The following is a 20236-nucleotide window of genomic DNA, read 5'->3' as shown; positions in this document are numbered from 1 at the left end:
CACGTCTCGTTCGTCTCTCACAAGTGCGAAGATGGAGCCCGGCAGGACAGGGCCCACCCAAGGGCCGAGAACAAAGAGCGGCCGGACACCAGCCGCCGACCGGTCACTGGAGACCGGCGTGGCGCACATGCATGGAGGACGTGACGTGGCGAACGACGCCAGCACCGTTTTCGACCTAGTGATCCTCGGCGGTGGCAGCGGTGGTTACGCCGCGGCCCTGCGCGGGGCGCAGCTGGGCCTGGACGTCGCCCTGATCGAGAAGAACAAGCTTGGCGGCACCTGCCTGCACAACGGTTGTATTCCCACCAAGGCCCTGCTCCACGCGGGCGAGGTCGCCGACCAGTCCCGCGAGAGCGAGCAGTTCGGCGTCAAGACGTCCTTCGAGGGCGTCGACATGGCGGGCGTGCACAAGTACAAGGACGAGGTGATCGCCGGCCTGTACAAGGGCCTGCAGGGTCTGGTCGCCTCCCGCAAGATCACCTACATCGAGGGTGAGGGCCGCCTCTCCTCCCCCACCTCCGTCGACGTCGACGGTCGGCGCGTCGAGGGCCGCCACGTCCTGCTCGCGACCGGCTCCGTGCCGAGGACGCTGCCGGGTCTGGAGATCGACGGCAACCGGATCATCTCCTCGGACCACGCCCTCACGCTGGACCGCGTGCCGAAGTCCGCGATCGTCCTGGGCGGTGGCGTCATCGGCGTGGAGTTCGCCTCCGCGTGGAAGTCCTTCGGTTCCGAGGTCACGGTCATCGAGGGCCTCAAGCACCTGGTCCCGGTCGAGGACGAGAACAGCTCCAAGCTCCTGGAGCGTGCCTTCCGTAAGCGGGGCATCAAGTTCAACCTGGGCACCTTCTTCCAGAAGGCGGAGTACACCCAGGACGGCGTCAAGGTCACCCTCGCCGACGGCAAGGAGTTCGAGGCCGAGGTCCTGCTCGTCGCCATCGGCCGCGGCCCGGTCTCGCAGGGCCTGGGCTACGAGGAGAACGGCGTCGCGATGGACCGCGGCTTCGTCCTCGTGGACGAGTACATGCGGACCAACGTCCCGACCATCTCCGCCGTCGGTGACCTCGTTCCCACCCTCCAGCTCGCGCACGTCGGCTTCGCCGAGGGCATCCTGGTGGCGGAGCGGCTCGCCGGCCTGAAGACCGTCCCGGTCGACTACGACGGCGTGCCGCGGGTGACGTACTGCCACCCGGAGGTCGCCTCCGTCGGCCTCACCGAGGCCAAGGCCAAGGAGGTGTACGGCGCGGACAAGGTCGTCTCGATCAAGTTCCCGCTGGGCGGCAACGGCAAGAGCCGCATCCTGAAGACCGCGGGCGAGATCAAGCTCGTCCAGGTCAAGGACGGTGCCGTGGTCGGCGTCCACATGGTCGGCGACCGTATGGGCGAGCAGGTCGGCGAGGCGCAGCTGATCTACAACTGGGAGGCGCTGCCGGCCGAGGTGGCCCAGCTCATCCACGCCCACCCGACGCAGAACGAGGCGCTCGGCGAGGCCCACCTGGCGCTGGCCGGCAAGCCGCTCCACATGCACGACTGACCGCTCAGGTCTTCGGGCGCGACGACACAGACTTCCGCACTTTCGTAAGGAGCAACCGAAACCATGGCGGTTTCCGTAACCCTGCCGGCGCTCGGCGAGAGCGTCACCGAGGGCACCGTCACCCGTTGGCTGAAGGCCGAGGGTGAGCGTGTCGAGGCCGACGAGCCGTTGCTCGAGGTCTCGACCGACAAGGTCGACACCGAGATCCCGGCGCCCGCCTCCGGCGTGCTGTCCTCCATCAAGGTCGCCGAGGACGAGACCGTCGAGGTCGGCGCCGAGCTGGCGCTGATCGACGACGGCAGCGGCGCCCCCGCCGCCGCCGAGGCCCCGCAGGCCGAGCCGGTCGCCGAGCCGGCTCCCGAGCCCGCCCCGGCCGCCCCGTCCACCGAGCAGGCCGCCCCGGCGCCCGCTCCCACCGCCGACGCCGCCGCCGGTGGCTCCGCCGAGGGCACGGACGTCGTCCTGCCCGCGCTCGGCGAGTCCGTCACCGAGGGCACCGTCACCCGCTGGCTGAAGTCGGTCGGTGACAGCGTCGAGGCCGACGAGCCGCTGCTCGAGGTCTCGACCGACAAGGTCGACACCGAGATCCCGGCGCCCGCCTCCGGCACCCTGCTGGAGATCGTGGTCGGCGAGGACGAGACCGCGGAGGTCGGCGCCAAGCTCGCCGTCATCGGTGCGGCGGGTGCCGCCCCGGCCGCGGCCCCGGCCCCGGCCCAGGAGGCTCCGGCCGCCCCGGCCCAGCCCGAGCCCACCCCGGCTCCGGCGGCTCCGGCCCCGGCCCCCGCGCAGGCCGCTCCGGCTCCGGCCGCCCCGGCTCCGCAGGCGCCGCCGGCTCCCGCCGCCCCGGCGCCCGCGCCGGCCCCGGCCGCCGCCCCGGCTGCCCCGGCCGCCGCCCAGCCGGTGGACGACGGCGCCTACGTCACCCCGCTGGTGCGCAAGCTCGCCGCCGAGAACGGCGTCGACCTGTCCACCGTCAAGGGCACCGGCGTCGGCGGCCGTATCCGCAAGCAGGACGTCGTCGCCGCCGCCGAGGCCGCGAAGGCCGCCCCGGCTCCGGCTGCCGCCGCCCCGGCCGCGCCCGCCGCGAAGAAGGCCCCCGTCCTGGAGGCCTCCCCGCTGCGTGGCCAGACAGTCAAGATGCCGCGCATCCGCAAGGTCATCGGCGACAACATGGTCAAGGCGCTGCACGAGCAGGCCCAGCTGTCGTCGGTCGTCGAGGTCGACGTCACCCGTCTGATGAAGCTGCGCGCCCGTGCCAAGGACGCGTTCGCGGCGCGTGAGGGCGTCAAGCTCTCGCCGATGCCGTTCTTCGTCAAGGCGGCGGCCCAGGCGCTGAAGGCGCACGCGCCGATCAACGCCAAGATCAACGAGGCCGAGGGGACCATCACCTACTTCGACACCGAGAACATCGGTATCGCGGTGGACTCCGAGAAGGGCCTGATGACCCCGGTCATCAAGAACGCCGGTGACCTCAACCTGGCCGGCATCGCCAAGGCGACCGCCGACCTGGCGGGCAAGGTGCGGGCCAGCAAGATCAGCCCGGACGAGCTGGCGGGTGCGACCTTCACCATCAGCAACACCGGTTCGCGCGGCGCGCTGTTCGACACGATCATCGTGCCGCCGGGCCAGGTCGCCATCCTCGGCATCGGTGCCACGGTCAAGCGCCCGGCCGTCATCGAGACGGAGGACGGCCCGGTCATCGGCGTCCGCGACATGACGTACCTGACCCTGTCCTACGACCACCGTCTGGTGGACGGCGCCGACGCCGCCCGCTACCTGACGGCGGTCAAGGCGATCCTGGAGGCGGGCGAGTTCGAGGTCGAGCTCGGCCTGTAATTCCCCCTCGCAAGTGGGCCTGTACGGTGCCCCCGCCCGGATCCTTCCGGGCGGGGGCACCGCCGTGTTCCGGCCGGGGCACGCTGTGTAAGTCTCGTCTCACCTGCGTAAAAGCGCCCCCATGCGCCCTTCCCGCCCGCCGTGACGGCCGTATTGTCTAAACGTCAGCCGCCCCAGGGGTCCGAAAGGGGACCCTCCCGAAGGAGCTCCCATGACCGCGCCCGTCGTCCACTCGCTGCGCGAACAGATCCGCGAGCACATCCTGGAAGGGATCATCAGCGGGCGCTGGCAGCCGGGCGAGCGGATCGTGGAGCGGCGGATCGCGACCGAGCTGGAGGTCAGCCAGACGCCGGTCCGGGAGGCGCTGCGGGAGCTGGAGTCGCTGCGGCTGATCGAGTCGGCGCCGAACAAGGGCGTACGGGTGCGCAACCTGACCGCCGCCGACCTGGAGGAGAGCTACCCGGTCCGGGCCGGCCTGGAGGCGATCGCGGCCGAGCTGGCGGCGGACCGGCTCGCCGTGGACTGCTCGGCCCTGGAACCGCACGTCGCCGCGCTGTACGAGGCCGACCGGGTCTCCGACGGCACCGGCCAGGTGCGGCACACGGTGGGTTTCCACCGGGAGCTGGTGCGGGCGGCGGGCAACTCGGTGCTGCTGCACACGTGGGAGGGGCTGGGGATCGAGGTGTTCACGGCGCTGTCGATACGGTGGCTGGGGACGGTGCAGCAGTCGTACGCGGAGGAGCACGAGGAGCTGGTCGCCGCCTTCCGCCGCCGGGACCCGCGCATCCCGGAGATCGTCAAGTCCCACGTCCTGGGCTGCGCCCCGCGCCCCTAGTTCTTCTTCGCCCCCGCCGCCCCGTCCCGTCCCGTCCCTGGGGGCTCCGCCCCCAGACCCCCTTTTGCGCAGTTCCCCGCGCCCCTGAAGAACGGCGCAGCCGTTCCCAGGGGCGCGGGGAACTGCGCGATCAACCACGACGCACCCGCAGGCGCCACACAGCGGAACCACCCGAGCCGCACCGCGCTCACCTGCACAAACCCCCAACTTCAAGGTCACCCCGTGCCACCGCCGGAGGCACCCCGTGCCGACTTTCTCGTGATCAAGAGGTTTTGCCCCTCAACCCTTTGATCGATCATCGATCAGGGAGTTACAGTCACGTTGGACTCCCACCGGAGCCCAGCCCTGTCCTGCCAAAGACCTAGGGCACCCCCGAACCCTTGCCGATGAGGGAACCCCCTTCGACTGAGGAAGGCGGCGACATGACGACCGACCCGAAAGCCATCCAGCCGAGCGAGCTCGACCAGCTCCCGGACCGCGACCCCGAGGAGACCGCCGAGTGGCAGGCCTCCCTGGACGCCGTCACCAAGGCGGCCGGGCCGCACCGTGCCGCGTACCTGATGCGCCGCACGCTGGAGCGCGCCGAGGGCGCCGGCCTCGCGCTGCCGAAGCTCCTCGAGACGGACTACGTCAACACCATCCCCACCTCCGCCGAGCCCGCCGTGGACGGCGACGAGGCGATGGAGCAGCGGATCACCGCCTGGAACCGCTGGAACGCGGCGGCGATGGTGACCCGCGGCAGCAAGCACGGCGTCGGCGGCCACATCGCCACCTTCGCCTCCGCGGCCTGGCTCTACGAGACCGGCTTCAACCACTTCTTCAAGGGCAAGGAGGGTGACGGCTCCGGCGACCAGCTCTACATCCAGGGCCACGCCTCCCCCGGCATCTACGCCCGCGCCTTCCTCGACGGCCGTCTGAACGAGGAGCAGCTGGACAACTTCCGCCGCGAGGCCGGCGGCAACGGTCTGCCGTCCTACCCGCACCCGCGCCGACTGCCCTGGCTGTGGGAGTTCCCCACCGTCTCGATGGGCCTCGGCCCGATCTCCGCGATCTACCAGGCGCGGTTCAACCGCTACCTGACCAGCCGCGGCATCAAGGACCTGACCAACTCCCACGTGTGGGCGTTCCTCGGTGACGGCGAGATGGACGAGCCGGAGTCCACCACCGCGCTCACCCTCGCCTCCCGTGAGGGCCTGGACAACCTGACCTTCGTCATCAACTGCAACCTGCAGCGCCTCGACGGTCCGGTCCGCGCCAACTTCAAGATCGTGCAGGAGCTGGAGGCCCAGTTCCGCGGCGCCGGCTGGAACGTCATCAAGTCGCTGTGGGGCACCGCCTGGGACGAGCTGTTCCAGCTCGACACCACCGGCGCGCTGGTACGCCGCCTGCGCGAGGTACCGGACGCGCAGGTCCAGACGTACCAGACCCGCGACGCCGCCTACATCCGCGAGGACTTCTTCAACAAGGACCCGCAGCTCGCCGAGATGGCGAAGCTCCTGTCCGACGACAAGATCCTCGACTGCTTCCACTTCTCGCGCGGCGGTCACGAGTCCCGCAAGGTGTACGCCGCGTACAAGGCCGCGCTCGCCCACAAGGGCGCGCCGACCGTGATCCTGGCCCAGACGGTCAAGGGCCACACCCTCGGCACCGGCTTCGCGTCGAAGAACGCCAACCACCAGATGAAGAAGCTCTCGGTGGACGAGTTCAAGAACATGCGCGACCTGCTCGGCCTGCCGATCGCGGACAGCGCCTTCGTCGACGGCGTGGTCCCCTACGGCCACCCGGGCGCCGACTCCCCGGAGGTCCGCTACCTCCAGGAGCGCCGCGCGGCCCTCGGCGGTCCGGCCCCCGCCCGTCGCGTGCACCCCCTCGCCCCGCTGCCCGCCCCCGCGGACAAGGCCTTCGCGGCCTTCGACAAGGGCTCCGGCTCGCAGAGCGTGGCCACCACCATGGCCTTCGTCCGCCTGGTCAAGGACCTGGTCCGCGACAAGGAGACCGGCAAGCGCTGGGTGCCGATCGTCCCCGACGAGGCACGCACCTTCGGCATGGAGAGCCTCTTCCCGTCCCTGGGCATCTACTCCCCCAAGGGCCAGACGTACGAGCCGGTCGACCGCGACCAGCTGATGTACTACAAGGAGGCCAAGAACGGCCAGATCCTCAACGAGGGGATCACCGAGGCCGGTTCGATGGCCGACTTCATCGCCGCGTCCACCGCGTACGCGACGCACGGCGAGGCGATGATCCCGTTCTACATCTTCTACTCGATGTTCGGCTGGCAGCGCACCGCCGACCAGATGTGGCAGCTCGGCGACCAGCTCGGCCGCGGCTTCCTGGTCGGTGCCACCGCGGGCCGCACCACCCTCACCGGTGAGGGCCTCCAGCACGCGGACGGCCACTCCCCCGCCATCGCGGCGACCAACCCCGCCGCCCTCTCCTACGACCCGGCGTTCGCGTACGAGATCGCGACGATCGTCAAGGACGGTCTGCGCCGCATGTACGGCGAGGCGGCCCCGGGCGAGGACCCGAACGTCTTCTACTACCTGACGGTCTACAACGAGCCGATGCCGCAGCCGGCCAAGCCGTCCGGCGTGGACGAGGGCATCGTCAAGGGCCTGTACCGCTTCAACACGGCGGAGACAGCAGGTCTCACGCCCGCCGCCAACGCCCCGCGCATCCAGTTGCTGGGCTCCGGCACGGCGATCCACTGGACGCTCAAGGCGCAGCGGCTGCTCGCCGAGGAGTGGGGCGTGGCCGCCGACGTGTGGTCCGCGACCTCCTGGACGGAGCTGCGCCGGGACGCCATGGACGCCGACGCGGCACTGCTGCGCGGCGAGGAGCGGGTGCCGTACGTCCGCCGGGCGCTGCAGGGCGCCGAGGGCCCGGTCCTCGCGGTCTCCGACTACATGCGCCAGGTCCCGGACCAGATCGCGCAGTGGGTCGAGCAGGACTACTCGTCGCTGGGTGCCGACGGCTTCGGCCTGTCGGACACCCGTGACGCCGCCCGCCGCCACTTCGGGGTGGACGCCGAGTCCATCGTGGTCGCGGCCCTGGCCCAGCTCGCCAAGCGCGGCGAGGTCAAGGCGACGGCCGTGAAGGAGGCGCGCGAGCGCTACGGCCTGTGAGTCTCGGGCAGTGAGAGAAGGCCCCCGCCACCACGGCGGGGGCCTTCCGCGTCCTCCGGCATCATGTGGGGATGCGTGCTGCCCGCCTGATCAAGATGGTGCTGCTCCTCCAGTCCCGCCCGGCCATGACCGCCGCGGAGCTGGCCCGGGAGCTGGAGGTCTCGGAGCGAACCGTCACGCGGGACGCGCAGGCCCTGTCGGAGGCGGGCGTGCCGGTGTACGCGGAGCGGGGCCGGGCCGGCGGCTACCGCCTGATCGGCGGCTACCGCACCCGGCTGACCGGGCTCGCCCGGGGCGAGGCGGAGGCACTGTTCCTGTCCGGGGTCCCCGGGGCGCTGCGCGAGATGGGCCTGGAGGACGCGGCCTCGGCGGCCCGCCTGAAGGTGTCGGCGGCCCTGCTCCCCTCCCTGCGGGACGCCTCCCGTACGGCGGCGCAGCGGTTCCACCTGGACGCGCCGAACTGGTTCCGCGAGCCGGAGACGCCCGAGCTGCTGCCCGCGGTGGCGGAGGCGGTCTGGGACGACCGGCGGGTCGCGGCGCGTTACCGGCGCGGGGAGGAGGAGGTCGTCCGGGAGCTGGAGCCGTACGGCCTCGTGCTGAAGGCCGGGGTCTGGTACCTGTGCGCGAGGGTCGCGCGGGCGACGGGTGACGGTGCATTCCGCGTGTACCGCATCGACCGCTTCACGGCGGTGGAGGCGGGCGGGGAGCGTTTCGAGCGGGACGAGCACTTCGATCTGCCCGCGTTCTGGGCGGAGCGGGCCGGGCAGTTCGCGCGGTCGATCCTGCGGGCGGAGGTCGTGGCGCGGCTGTCTGCCGACGGCGTACGCAGGCTGCCGTACGCCGTCGACGCGCTGTCCGCCCGGGAGGCGCTGGAGGCCGCGGGGGCGCCGGACGCGGACGGCTGGGTGACGGTGACGCTGCCGGTGGAGTCGGAGGAGGTCGCCCACGAGCAGCTCCGCGTGCTCGGGCCGGAGGTGGAGGTGCTGGCACCGACGCCCCTGCGGGAACGCTTCGCTCGGGATGCGGGGCGGTTGGCGGGGTTGTACGGGAGGTGAGCCGACGGGTGAGTGGGCCCACCGGCCCGGCGTCGGCGTGGCACCCGGCGCGGGTGCGGGGTGGGCCCATCGGCCCGGGGTTGCCCGGTCACCCGGCGCGGGTGTGGGCACAGGCGGGGAGCGCGGCCCGGCGTTGCGGGGTGCCGCTGCGCCCACCCGTGCCGCCCCAGCGGCACGACTGCCCGCAGCTGCGGCGGCGGGGCGGCTGCTCGCAGCGACGACGGCGGGAGCCGCGTACGGCGCGTATGGGGCAGTGACGTGGGGCGACGGAAAGCCGCGTACGGCGAGGAGGGGGCGGGGCGGGGGGTGTCCGCCCGCAGCGGTTGGCGCGTCAACAGAGCTCGCTTCTGTGGCCGACCGATTCCGCGCCGTTCCGAGGACGGACACCCCCCGGCACGACCCCGACCCACAGACAACCCACCGCGCTACGCGCACCCCCACCCCACCCGCACCGGCGCCGCAGGCACCCCGCACCCCCACCGAACCCGCACCGGCGCCGCAGGCACCCCGCACCCCCACCGAACCCGCACCGGCGCCGCAGGCACCCCGCGCCACCGCCGGAGGCACCCGTGGATAACGATCCGCCGCACTCCGCGTGCGTCACCCGCGTGCAGGGCAGATGCTGGACCCGTGATGGACGAGACGGAGTTCTGGGAGCTGATCGACGACACGCGGCAGCGCGCTGACGGTGATCCCGAGGACCAGGCCGACCTGCTCGTGGAGCGGCTGCTCGGCATGGACCCGGACCTGGTGCTCGACTTCGCCCGTCACTTCGAGGCCCGCTACAACCGCGCCTGCGCCTGGGACCTGTGGGCCGCCGCGTGGGTGCTCCTGGGCGGGGCCAGCGACGACGCGTTCGACTTCTTCCGCTGTTGGCTGATCGGCCAGGGCCGCGAGGTGTACGAGGGTGCCGTGCACGATCCCGACTCGCTCGCCGAGCTGCTCGACGACTTCGACGACGAGCTGGACGGCGACGGCGAGGAGCTGGGATACGCGGCCGACGAGGCGTACGAGCAGCTCACCGGCGCCGTCGCTCCCGACCTCGGCATCGCGCCCGCGCCCGCCGAGCCGCTGGGTGCGCCGATCGACCTGGAGAACGACCGCGCCCTCGCCGAGCGCCTGCCCCGCCTGTGGGCGAAGTTCGGGCCGGACTGAGAGTCAGGCGCGCCCCTGGAGGCGGGCCGCCGTGTCCCTGATGTCGCCGAGGCGCGCGGTGAGGGCCGCGCCCGGGCAGCTGGTCGCGTAGCCGTCGTCGTGGCCCGCGACGGCGGGCAGCGTGGCGGTGGCGCCCGCGGCGAACCGGCTGAGGCCGTTGCTGGAGACGAGGGCGACCCTCCCCCGCGGGTCGGTGCCGCTCTCGCCCAGTTTCCAGGCGGCCACGGCGGCGATCGCGTCGGTCAGCGCGTCGGGCACGGGCACGCCCGCGGTGTAGGTGCCGAGGGCGGCGATCCCGGTGGTGCGGTGGTTGAAGCCCTGGGTGTGGGCGCCGGTGACGGGCCGGTCGATCCCGCCGGCCCGGCCCTCGTAGATGGTGCCGCAGCGGTCCACGACGAAGTTGTAGCCGATGTCGTCCCAGTCCCGGGCGCCGGTCTGTCCCTGGTACACCCCGCGCAGGATGGCCGGCACGTCGGCGCAGTCGTAGCCGTTCGGCGTGTCCGTGTGGTGGACGAAGACGGCGACGACCTTGTCGTCGTAGCGCGGGGCCGGCTGGGCGCGGGCGGCGTCGCCCAGCCAGACCGACCGGGGCACGATGTCGGGCCGGGGCGCGGCGTACCGGTCGGCGGCGGCGGCCGGGGCGGCGCGGGCGGTCTGCTCGTCGGCCGCCCGTTCCACACCGTTCGCGCACAGGAAGAGCGCGGCGACGGCGGCGAGGCCGGGCAGGGCGCCGAGCAGCGCCCGGGCCGCGACCGGCGTGCGGGCGGCGCCGGGTATGCCGGAGGTACGGCGCTCCCGGGCCCGGCGCGGTCCTCGGAAGACTCGCATGGTCCTACTGTCCGGCGGATCCGCTCTGTCCGCGATGTGTGGTGTGCCACCCGGTGGAACCATCGTCCCGGTGCACGGCGTTTCACGGTTGACCGCACACGTTCGCTCGCACGGGGTAGCCGTTTTCGGACACCCGTGCGCCTCAGGCTGATCATCGGCCCGGTACGGCACGTACTGAGGGTCCCGGGGTCCGGCAGAAAGGCGGTTCGCGTGGACCTACTCGACATTGTGCTGCTGCTGGTGGTGCTGGCCTACGCGGCGTCCGGGTACCGGCGCGGGCTGGTGGCCGGCTGTGTGTCGCTGGCCGGCTTCGTGGGCGGTGCGGTGCTCGGCGTGTGGGTCCTGCCGTGGGTGACGGACCTGGTGGCGCGTGGCTCGACGGCGGCGACGGTGGTCGCGGTGGTCACGGTGCTGCTGCCGGCGATGGTGGGTCACGAACTGGCGGGGCGGCTCGCGCTGCGGCTGCGCCGCGAGCTGGACGCCGGTCCGCTCCGGGTGGCCGACGGGGTCGGCGGGGCGGTGGCGAACGCGGCGGCGGCGCTGATCGTGGCGTGGGTCGCGGCGAGCGTGCTGGCGGCCTCCTCGTCCTCGCTGCTCACCTCGGCGATCCGGGATTCGAGTGTGCTGGGCGGGGTCCAGCGGGTGATGCCGGACACCACCCCGGCCTGGTTCTCACGGGCGACGTCAGCGCTGTCGGAGGCCGGGTTCCCGCAGGTCTTCAACCCGTTCGAGAACGATGCGGCCGCCGAGGTCGCCGAGCCGTCCGGCGACAGCGTCACGCCCGCGGCCACCCGGGCGGCCAAGCTCAGCACGGTGAAGGTGGAGGGCGTGGCCGGCACCCAGGGCCGGGAGGGCAGCGGCTTCGTGTACGCGCCGGAGCACGTGATGACCAACGCACACGTGGTGGCCGGCATCGACGACCCGACCGTGCGGGTCGGCGGGGTGGGCCCGGCGTACGAGGCGCGGGTGGTGCTGTTCGACCCGGACAAGGACGTGGCCGTGCTGTACGTCCCCGACCTGCGGGCGCCGGTGCTGCGGTTCGACGAGGACGCCGCGCGGGGCGACGCGGCGGTGGTCGCGGGCTATCCGCAGGACGGCGCCCTGGACCTGCGGGCGGCGACGGTGGCGAACCGGATCCGCGCCACCGGCCAGAACATCTACAACGACGAGAGCGTCACCCGGGAGATCTACTCGATCCGTTCCACGGTCCGCCCGGGGAACTCGGGCGGACCCCTGCTGACCACCGACGGCCGGGTGTACGGCGTGGTGTTCGCCCGTTCCACCTCCGACGCCGAGACCGGCTATGTGCTGACGGCGGCGGAGGTGGCCCCGGAGGCACGCGACGCGGCGGACGCCACCCGGGCGGTGGACACGGGCGAGCCGGTCACATCGTGAGCATCTGTCCCATCAGGACGTCGTCGACGTACTGACCGTCGAGGTGGAACTCCTCGGGCTGTACGCCCTCGACGACGAAGCCCTCCGACTCGTAGAGCTTCCGGGCGGCCGTGTTGTGGCCGAGGACCCGCAGGGTGATCCGGCGGAAGCCCTCCTGCCGGGCCTCCTCGACGGCGGCCCGGACCAGGGCCCGCCCCACGCCGTGGCCGCGGGCCGCGCCGGCGACGGCGAGGCCGCGGATCTGGCGGACGTGGGTGTTGGAGGCCAGCGGGGTGGGGAAGCCGAGCCGGACGTAGCCGACGACGGCGCCGTCGAGTTCGGCGACCAGGTGGGCCTCGGGCCCGCAGGTGTCGCGGAAGAAGGGGTCGTCCGGCCCCGGCGGGGGCGAGACGGCGTGCAGGTGGGACCAGGTCTCCAGGTCGATCCGGCGCAGCGGCTGCTCGTCCTCGGACCTGGCGTTGCGTATGTGCGGGGCTGGCATGACGGTCACTGTACGACGCGGTGGGGAGGACCGTTCCGCGGTTTTCTCCGGGCCGCCCGGCAGGATGGGACCATGAACGACGGACGCGTGAACGACGGAGGCTTGGGCACGGGACGTTCCCGCATCGCGGTGGCCGGTGCGTCCGGTCTCATCGGCGGCGCGCTGGTGCGGTCCCTGACCGCGGACGGGCACAAGGTGGTGCGCCTGGTGCGGCACGCGCCCGGAGGGCCGGACGAGGTCCGCTGGGACCCCGAGAACGGGCGGGTGGACGCGTCCGGGCTCGAGGGCTGCGACGCCGTGGTCAATCTGGCCGGGGCGGGGGTGGGCGACCGCCGCTGGAGCGACGCGTACAAGACGCGCATCCGCAGCAGCCGGGTGCACGGCACGACGGCGCTCGCGGAGGCCGTCGCCTCGCTGGAGCGACCGCCGCGCGTCTTCGTCAACGGCAGCGCGATCGGCTTCTACGGGGAGACCGGCGACCGGCCCGTGGACGAGAGCGCGCCCGCCGGTGAGGGCTTCCTGCCGGGTCTGTGCGTGGAGTGGGAGGCCGCGGCGGCCCCGGCCCGGGAGGCGGGCGTGCGGACGGTGTTCCCGCGCACCGGGCTGGTCGTCGCGCGCGGGGGCGGGGCCTGGGGGCGGCTCTTCCCGCTCTTCCGGGCGGGGCTCGGCGGGCGGCTGGGCGACGGGTCGCAGTACTGGTCCTTCGTGGCGCTGCACGACGAGGTGGCGGCGATCCGGCACCTGATGGACCGGGACGACCTGTCGGGCCCGTTCAATCTGACCGCCCCGCAGCCGGTGACGAACCGTGAGGTGACGGTGGCCATGGGGCGGGTGCTGCACCGCCCGGCGCCGTTCGCGGTGCCCGCGCCGGTCCTGCGGACGGTGCTCGGCGAGATGGCGGGCGACGTGCTCGGCAGCGCCAGGGTCCTTCCCACCCGCCTTCTGGACTCGGGCTTCCGCTTCGCGTTCCCGGAGATCGACGGGGCGATCCGGGCGGCGCTGTAGGGGTGGAAGCGTCGCTCACCGCCCCTCCGGCCGACTGGACGAGGCCGAACAGCGACCGGCCGCTGACCGTTTGACAACCGATTGACAACCGCCTGGCGACCGAGTGACGACCGAACAGCGGCCGTATCGCCCCCGCATGCGACCGGTGTGCGACCGTGTACCGCCTCCGTGCGACTCCCCCTGACCGTTCCTGACCCTAACCTCGTCTCGAACTCGGTGATTCCGCAAGGCTGTTGAGGGCATGACGTTCCCAGCGGCCGCGCAACCTCGAGGAGGGGCACGTGCTTGAGCCCGCGTACCAGGCGGACGTCGTCGTCGTGGGGGCCGGGATCGCCGGACTCGCCGCGGCGGAACGGCTGACCAGCGCAGGAGTGACGACTACGGTCCTGGAGGCCGCCCATGCGGTGGGCGGCCGGATGGCCACCGAGAAGGTCGACGGTTTCCGGCTCGACAGAATCGGACAGCTGCTGTCCACGGCGTATCCCGAACTGCGCCGCACCCCCGGGCTCGACGGCCTCGCGCTGCTGCCCTTCGCCCCAGGTGTCCTGCTGCACAGCGAGGGCCGGCACCACCGCGCGGGCACCCCGGCGGGCGTACGGAGCGCACTCCATGCGGTGCGCGCCCTGGCGAGCGCCCCTCGCTCGATGTCCGCGCCCCGGCGCACGATCCACGCGCCGGGGGCCGCGCCCGGCAGGCCCGCCACCGCGCCCCGCACCCGCGCGGGCGCCCCACTCGGCACCGCGGTCGACCAGGCCCGGCTCGGTGCCGCGCTGGCCCGGCTGGCGCACACCCCGGCCGAGCGGCTGCTGGCCCGCCCGGAGCTGCCCGCCGCCCGGGCGCTGGCCGCCCGCGGGCTGCCGGCCCGCACCATCGACGGATTCCTGCGTCCGCTGCTCGCCGCCCTGCTGTACGACCCGGACCTCACGACCTCCAGCCGGTGCGCGGACCTCGCGCTGCGCGCCTTCGCCGGCGGGCGGCTGGCGCTGCCGGAGGGCGGCGCGGAGGCCCTGCCGGAGCACATGGCGCAGTCGCTGCCGCCGGGCACCGTGCACACCGGGGTGCGCGTCACCTCGGTGGCGACCAACGCCGTGACCACCGCGGAGCACGGCGTCATCCGCTGCCGGGCCGTCCTGGTGGCGACCGACGCCCGTGCGGCGGCCGAGCTGCTGCCGGGCCTGCGGGTACCGGACTTCCACCCGGTGACGGTGGTCCACCACACCACCGACGAACCGCCGACGACCGGCGCGTCCCTGCTGCTCGACGCCGACCGCGGCGGCCCGGTCGCCCACACGGCGCAGATCAGCCGAGTGGACCCGTCCCGCGCGCCCGCCGGCCGCACCCTGGTCTCGTCGACGGTCCTCGGCCCTCCGCCGCCCGACCTCGACACCGCCGTACGCATCCATCTCGCCCGCCTCTACGGCACCCCGACCACCCGCTGGGAGACCCTCGCCGTGCACCACACGCCCGAGGCGGTGCCCGCGATGCGCCCGCCGCACGACCCGCGCAGGCCGGTACGGCTGCTGGCCGGGCTGTACGTGTGCGGCGACCACCGGGACACCAGCACCGTCCAGGGCGCGCTCCACTCGGGCCACCGCGCCTCGGCGGCGATCCTGTCGGACCTCGGCCTGAACCGCCCGATGCACTCGGCGGAATCCCTGGGCCCGGCCCAGGCGGCTTAGCACGCCCGAGCAGCCCGGCACCGTCCGAGCGGCCCGGCACCACCCGCCCGGGCGGACCCGACTCCCCGGGACCGCCCGAGCGATCCGGGCCCGCGAGGGCACCGCGCCGACACTCACGGCGGGGACGCCGGAGCGAGCGACACCTCACGCGACCGCGCACCACCCCGCCCGAGCCCGTCCCGGCCGGGGACGGCCCCCAGTACCCGGAACCGCCCCCGGACGGGCACCGCGTCCGGGGCGGCGGCGTGGTCCCGGTGGGTGGGCCGGGGCTGCCCCGGACCGTCACCGTCGGCGCGGCCGGCGGCGCATGCCTACCCGAGGGCCGCCACCTTGTCCCGGTATCCCCGGACCGGGGCCGCGTCCCGGTACGGCTCCAGTCGGCGTTCGAAGTCGCGGACGTACTCCGTGGCGCGCACCGAGCGCATCTCGGCCGCCTGCCCCGCCGCCTCCGCGGCCAGCTGGCAGGCCTGGTCGAGTTCGCCGAGGCCGAGCCGGGCGGTGGCGAGGACGACCCGGCTGAACAACCGGCTGCGGGCGTAGACGGGGGCGCGCAGTTGCAGCGAGCGCTCCGCGTGCTGGGCGGCGGCGCGGAACTGCTGCAGGTCGCGGTGGCAGTGCCCGAACTCGTCGGCGAGCTGCGCCTCGTCGAAGAAGCGCGCCCAGTGGGGCACCTCGTCGCCCGGCCGGGCGGCCTCCAGCGCCCGCTCGGCGCGCACCAGGGCCGCGGTGCAGGCCCGCACCTCCCCGAGGACGGCGTGCGCCCGCGCCTCCGCGGCGTGCAGCAGCGTCTGCACGACCGGCGGCGCCGAGGTCCCGACCCCCTGCTGCGCGACCCGCGTGAGCTGGACGGCCTCCCGCCCGTGCCCCAGGTAGACGGCCTGCCGGCTCATCGTGACCAGCACGTACGAGCCGTACGCCCGGTCCGCCGCCGCCTGCGACAGCCGCAGGGCCTGCACGAAGTAGCGCTGGGCGAGTCCGTGGGCGGCGATGTCGTACGACGTCCAGCCGGCGAGCCGGGTCAGGTCGGCGGCGGCGGCGAAGAGGCGCCGGCCGGTCTGCTCGCCGTAGGTGCCGCGCAGCATCGGCTCCAGCTCGTGCTCCAGGTACCGCACGAGGGCCTGGCGGGCGTGTCCGCCGCCGTACCGGTCGTCGAGGCTGCGGAACAGCTCGCCGACCGAGCGCAGGGCGGCGAGGTCGCCGCCGCTGACCTTCTGCCCCGGGCCGCGTTCGGCCGGGGTCCGGCGCCTGGACGGGTCGAGCGGGACGGCGAGCCTCGGGGTCGCGGGGCGGCCCTGCGCGGGGATGCGGACGGGCACCTCGGTGCGGGCCACCTTCTCGTCGGCGCGGCCGATCAGCCAGTCCCGGCTGGGCACGACGAGCCCGGCCGGGGTGAAGGCGATCTTCCGCAGCTCGGCATGGCTGCCGGAGTCCTTGCGCCACAGCCCGCCGACGATGTCGACCGCCTCTTCCGGGCTCCCGGCGAACTCCAGGCCCGCGTAGACGGGCGCGCAGGCGTCCAGGCCGAGGTCCTGGGCGGTCAGGCGGCGGCCCAGGCGCCGGGTGAAGACCTCGGCGATCAGGGCCGGGGTGGTGCCGCGGGGCTGCTGGCCGCGCAGCCACCGGGTGACGGACGTCTTGTCATATCTCAGGTCCAGGCCGTGTTCGAGTCCGAGCTGGTCGACGCGTCGCGCGAGACCCGCGTTCGAGAACCCCGCTTCGGCGATGAGCGCGGCGAGCTGGCGGTTGGCGGTGCGCTGCGCGGGTCGTTCCGTCATGGTGCGGTGCGGTCTCCTGCCTTCCGGGCGTTCGAAGTGCCCGGAGCGCCTGTGAGCAGCCCTTATGGCCTCGTGAAGGCGTGAATGTAGCGGAGAGTAAGCGCCCGATCGCACAATTCACCCGGCATTCATCCGATCGTGTGAGGATTGCCCGCCCGGCTGACGACGCACGGACGGTCGTACAGTGGCGTGGGCACGCTTCGTGCCTTACGACCTTGCAGGGAGGCACGTGCCGTGAGTGAGCTGCGCTTCGTCCGGATGGGCTTCGGTGCCGAACGCGTCGACTACCAGGAGGCGTGGGACGAACAGCGCCGGGTGCACGCCGCGCGGTTCGCCGACGAGGTCCCCGACACCGTGCTGCTCCTCGAACACCCGCCGGTCTACACCGCCGGCCGGCGCACCGAGGACAGCGAGCGGCCCCTCGACGGCACCCCGGTCATCGACGTGGACCGCGGCGGCAAGATCACCTGGCACGGCCCGGGCCAGCTGGTGGGCTACCCGATCCAGAAGCTGCCGCGCCCCGTCGACGTGGTGGCCCACGTCCGGCGCCTGGAGGAGGCCCTGATCCGCACCTGCGCGGAGTTCGGCCTGGAGACCACCAGGGTCGAGGGGCGCAGTGGCGTCTGGGTCCTCGGCGACCCGGTCGAGCGGCGCCCGAAGCTCGGCGGCCTGTCCCTGGACTTCGACCCGCGCCTGACGGACGAGGAGTTCGACCCCCGGCTCAACGGCCCCGAGTACGCCCCGTCCAACGCGGGCCAGCGCCGTGAGGACCGCAAGATCGCCGCGATCGGCATCCGGGTCGCCAAGGGCGTCACGATGCACGGCTTCTCGTTCAACGTGAACCCCGACAACAAGTGGTTCGACAAGATCATCCCCTGCGGCATCCGCGACGCGGGCGTCGCCTCCCTGGCCAACGAACTCGGCCGCGACGTCACCATCGAGGAGGTCCTCCCGGTGGTGGAGCGCCACCTGCGGGACATCCTGGAGAACGCGGACCTGAAGCCGAGAGAGATCGAGAAGACCCCGGCGGCATGAATCCGCCCCGGCGGCACAGCTCCGGCCCGGCGGCACAAATCCAGGCGCCGGGGGCATAAATCCAGCCCGTCCGGCGTTTGAGGACGAGGCCCGTCAGGGCCGAAGCGGGGGCCTGGGGGCGGCAGCCCCCAGAGGCCAGCACCAACGCCGACCAACAAATCAACGGGCGTACCCTGAAGAACGCCGAAGAATCAAACGCTAGGGAGCCGGTCGTGTCCGCAGTCGCACCCGACGGACGCAAGATGCTGCGCCTGGAGGTCCGCAACAGCCAGACCCCCATCGAGCGCAAGCCCGAGTGGATCAAGACCCGGGCGAAAATGGGCCCCGAGTACACCAAGATGCAGAACCTCGTGAAGAGCGAGGGCCTGCACACGGTCTGCCAGGAAGCCGGCTGTCCCAACATCTACGAATGCTGGGAGGACCGCGAGGCGACCTTCCTCATCGGCGGCGACCAGTGCACCCGGCGCTGTGACTTCTGCCAGATCGACACGGGCAAGCCCGAGGCGCTGGACCGCGACGAGCCGCGCCGCGTCGGCGAGTCCGTGGTCACGATGGACCTGAACTACGCCACCATCACCGGCGTCGCCCGCGACGACCTCCCCGACGGCGGCGCCTGGCTGTACGCGGAGACGGTGCGCCAGATCCACCAGCAGACTGCGGAGCGCGCCGACGGCCGCACCAAGGTCGAGCTGCTGGCCCCCGACTTCAACGCGGTCCCGGAGCTGCTCCGGGAGGTCTTCGACTCCCGCCCCGAGGTCTTCGCGCACAACGTCGAGACGGTCCCGCGGATCTTCAAGCGCATCCGCCCCGGCTTCCGCTACGAGCGCTCCCTGAAGGTCATCACGGACGCCCGCGACTACGGCCTGGTCACCAAGTCGAACCTGATCCTCGGCATGGGCGAGACCCGTGAGGAGATCAGCGAGGCGCTGAAGGAACTGCACGAGGCCGGCTGCGAGCTGATCACCATCACGCAGTACCTGCGCCCGTCCGTGCGCCACCACCCCGTGGAGCGCTGGGTCAAGCCGCAGGAGTTCGTGGAGCTCAAGGAGGAGGCCGAGCAGATCGGTTTCTCCGGCGTGATGTCGGGCCCGCTGGTCCGGTCCTCGTACCGGGCGGGACGGCTCTACGGAATGGCCATGGAGCAGCGCCGGTCCGCCACCGTGTGAATTCCCGCACAAGTCACTACTCGCCAGTAATGGCCGAGATGCCGCGGCCCCGACCGTCCTCGCTGATGAGGGCACCGGTCGGGGCCGCGCGCCCGTTCCACGGCCCGGCAACGCGGCTTCATGTGCGTTTGACCGGCGGGTCACGCCCTGGTAACACCAATCAGTGACCCTGGAATCACAGCACGTGCACGATCACGTACACCACCGCGTACACCAGTCTCCGCACCCGGAGCCGTACCGAGGGGGGACCTTCACGATGCAGGCCGCGCCCGTTCGCGCCACCACCGTCCGCGCCACCGCCATCCCGTCGTTCGGCACCGCCCTGCGGGCCGTCGAGTCGCTGCTGATGAGCGGCGGCCAGCGCACCGCCCGGCGCAACGCGTGGAACTCCGTCCTCGAGGACCGCCGCCGTGCCAAGGACCGCATCGAGACGGAGCGCGCGCTGCGGCAGTCCGTCGCCGGCCGTCCCTGAGCCCGGCTCCCGGCCCTCCCGTCTCCCCGCCGCCGGGCACTGCCGTCGTCGGCGCTTTCGGGGGCACGTAGACTTCGTGCCATGGCGAGGAAGGAACCCGCAGCGGACGCTGCGAACCCCGGGCGACTGAAGCAGATCGCTCTGACCTACAAGATGACCCGCAAGGCCGACAAGAAGATCGGTCTTGTGCTCGCGGGTGTCGGCATCGTCGTCTTCGGTGTCCTCCTCGGGATCGGTTTCTTGATCGGTCACCCCATCTATCTCGGCATCCTGGGCGTGCTGCTCGCCTTCCTCGCGACGGCGATCGTCTTCGGGCGCCGGGCCGAGCGGGCGGCCTTCGGCCAGATGGAGGGACAGCCGGGCGCGGCGGCGGCCGTACTGGACAACATCGGCCGGGGCTGGACGACGACCCCCGCGGTGGCGATGAACCGCAACCAGGACGTGGTGCACCGCGCGGTCGGCAAGGCCGGCATCGTGCTGGTCGCCGAGGGCAACCCGAACCGGGTGAAGTCCCTGCTCGCGGCCGAGAAGAAGAAGATGAACCGCATCGTGGCCGACGTCCCGGTGCACGACCTGATCGTGGGCACCGGCGAGGGTCAGGTCGAGCTGAAGAAGCTGCGCACGACCATGCTCAAGCTGCCCCGCGTCCTGAGCGGCCCGCAGGTCACCGTGACCAACGACCGGCTGCGTGCCCTGGGCGACCTGATGAGCAACATGCCGCTGCCCAAGGGCCCGATGCCGAAGGGCATGAGGATGCCCCGCGGCGGCAACCCCAGGCAGCGCTGACCCGCAGGACTCCGAGACGCCGGTACGGCGACGGGGGCGGCCCGATCCACTCGGGCCGCCCCCGTCGCCTACCGGCG

General features: G+C 72.9%; 16 protein-coding genes. 13 read left to right on the top strand and 3 right to left on the bottom strand.

All coding sequences use genetic code 11. The annotated features are described in order from the left end of the window. Positions 1-145: 145 nt before the first annotated feature. From lpdA to D1J63_RS26700, 6 genes are all read left to right on the top strand, one after another. Positions 146-1534, top strand: a complete 1389-nt coding sequence (lpdA, locus tag D1J63_RS26735) for a dihydrolipoyl dehydrogenase (RefSeq protein WP_164712986.1) — start codon at positions 146-148, stop codon at positions 1532-1534. A gap of 63 nt (positions 1535-1597) precedes the next feature. Further along, positions 1598-3370, top strand: a complete 1773-nt coding sequence (gene sucB / locus D1J63_RS26730) for a 2-oxoglutarate dehydrogenase, E2 component, dihydrolipoamide succinyltransferase (RefSeq protein ID WP_125632339.1) — start codon at positions 1598-1600, stop codon at positions 3368-3370. Positions 3371-3581: 211 nt separating this feature from the next. Then, entirely contained in the window at positions 3582-4205 is a 624-nt protein-coding gene (locus tag D1J63_RS26725) for a GntR family transcriptional regulator (protein ID WP_031030713.1), read from the top strand. Positions 4206-4627: 422 nt separating this feature from the next. Further along, complete coding sequence (gene aceE / locus D1J63_RS26720; RefSeq protein WP_125632337.1) at positions 4628-7327, top strand: pyruvate dehydrogenase (acetyl-transferring), homodimeric type; 2700 nt, start codon at positions 4628-4630, stop codon at positions 7325-7327. A 71-nt stretch (positions 7328-7398) separates the two neighbouring features. After that, positions 7399-8382 (top strand): WYL domain-containing protein, encoded by a 984-nt coding sequence (locus D1J63_RS26715; RefSeq protein ID WP_125632335.1) that lies wholly within the window; start codon positions 7399-7401, stop codon positions 8380-8382. 633 nt (positions 8383-9015) lie between these two features. Continuing rightward, on the top strand, positions 9016-9537 hold the full coding sequence (locus tag D1J63_RS26700) for a DUF4240 domain-containing protein (protein ID WP_125635832.1): 522 nt from the start codon (positions 9016-9018) through the stop codon (positions 9535-9537). A gap of 3 nt (positions 9538-9540) precedes the next feature. Here the strand turns inward: D1J63_RS26700 and D1J63_RS26695 are convergent, their stop codons facing one another. Beyond that, complete coding sequence (locus D1J63_RS26695) at positions 9541-10428, bottom strand: peptidoglycan recognition protein (protein WP_125632333.1); 888 nt, start codon at positions 10426-10428, stop codon at positions 9541-9543. Positions 10429-10575: 147 nt separating this feature from the next. Here D1J63_RS26695 and D1J63_RS26690 point away from each other — a divergent pair, with 147 nt between their 5' ends. Beyond that, a complete protein-coding gene (locus tag D1J63_RS26690) occupies positions 10576-11760 on the top strand; it encodes a MarP family serine protease (protein WP_125632331.1) in 1185 nt (394 codons plus the stop codon). Here D1J63_RS26690 and D1J63_RS26685 read toward each other — a convergent pair. After that, the gene (locus D1J63_RS26685; protein ID WP_206436791.1) at positions 11750-12241 is read right to left on the bottom strand and encodes a GNAT family N-acetyltransferase; all 492 of its coding nucleotides are present in this window, start codon (positions 12239-12241) and stop codon (positions 11750-11752) included. The genes D1J63_RS26690 and D1J63_RS26685 overlap by 11 nt on opposite strands. 72 nt (positions 12242-12313) lie before the next feature. On the opposite strand from D1J63_RS26685, the gene D1J63_RS26680 reads away from it, so the two are divergent. Then, positions 12314-13246 carry a TIGR01777 family oxidoreductase gene (locus D1J63_RS26680; protein WP_125632327.1) on the top strand — a complete coding sequence of 311 codons (933 nt, stop codon included), beginning with the start codon at positions 12314-12316 and terminating at the stop codon, positions 13244-13246. Between the two features lie 281 nt (positions 13247-13527). Next, positions 13528-14925, top strand: a complete 1398-nt coding sequence (locus tag D1J63_RS26675) for an NAD(P)/FAD-dependent oxidoreductase (protein ID WP_125632325.1) — start codon at positions 13528-13530, stop codon at positions 14923-14925. A gap of 311 nt (positions 14926-15236) precedes the next feature. On the opposite strand, the gene D1J63_RS26670 is transcribed toward D1J63_RS26675, so the two are convergent. Continuing rightward, positions 15237-16700 (bottom strand): regulator, encoded by a 1464-nt coding sequence (locus D1J63_RS26670; RefSeq protein WP_102927474.1) that lies wholly within the window; start codon positions 16698-16700, stop codon positions 15237-15239. A gap of 234 nt (positions 16701-16934) precedes the next feature. On the opposite strand from D1J63_RS26670, the gene lipB reads away from it, so the two are divergent. The 4 genes from lipB to D1J63_RS26650 all read left to right on the top strand — a co-directional run bounded on the left by lipB (position 16935) and on the right by D1J63_RS26650 (position 20159). Beyond that, the gene (gene lipB, locus D1J63_RS26665) at positions 16935-17735 is read left to right on the top strand and encodes a lipoyl(octanoyl) transferase LipB (protein WP_125632323.1); all 801 of its coding nucleotides are present in this window, start codon (positions 16935-16937) and stop codon (positions 17733-17735) included. Positions 17736-17947: 212 nt separating this feature from the next. After that, on the top strand, positions 17948-18901 hold the full coding sequence (gene lipA, locus D1J63_RS26660) for a lipoyl synthase (protein WP_102927476.1): 954 nt from the start codon (positions 17948-17950) through the stop codon (positions 18899-18901). A 256-nt stretch (positions 18902-19157) separates the two neighbouring features. Beyond that, a complete protein-coding gene (locus tag D1J63_RS26655) occupies positions 19158-19373 on the top strand; it encodes a hypothetical protein (RefSeq protein WP_102927477.1) in 216 nt (71 codons plus the stop codon). Positions 19374-19454: 81 nt separating this feature from the next. Then, positions 19455-20159, top strand: a complete 705-nt coding sequence (locus tag D1J63_RS26650) for a DUF4191 domain-containing protein (RefSeq protein WP_061445156.1) — start codon at positions 19455-19457, stop codon at positions 20157-20159. Positions 20160-20236 lie beyond the last annotated feature (77 nt).

It is taken from the genome of Streptomyces sp. KPB2, from assembly GCF_003950055.1.
In the GTDB taxonomy this organism is placed as follows: domain Bacteria; phylum Actinomycetota; class Actinomycetes; order Streptomycetales; family Streptomycetaceae; genus Streptomyces; species Streptomyces salinarius.
Note: the sequence above shows the minus strand (reverse complement) of the source record. Positions and strands in the feature narration are given on the sequence as shown.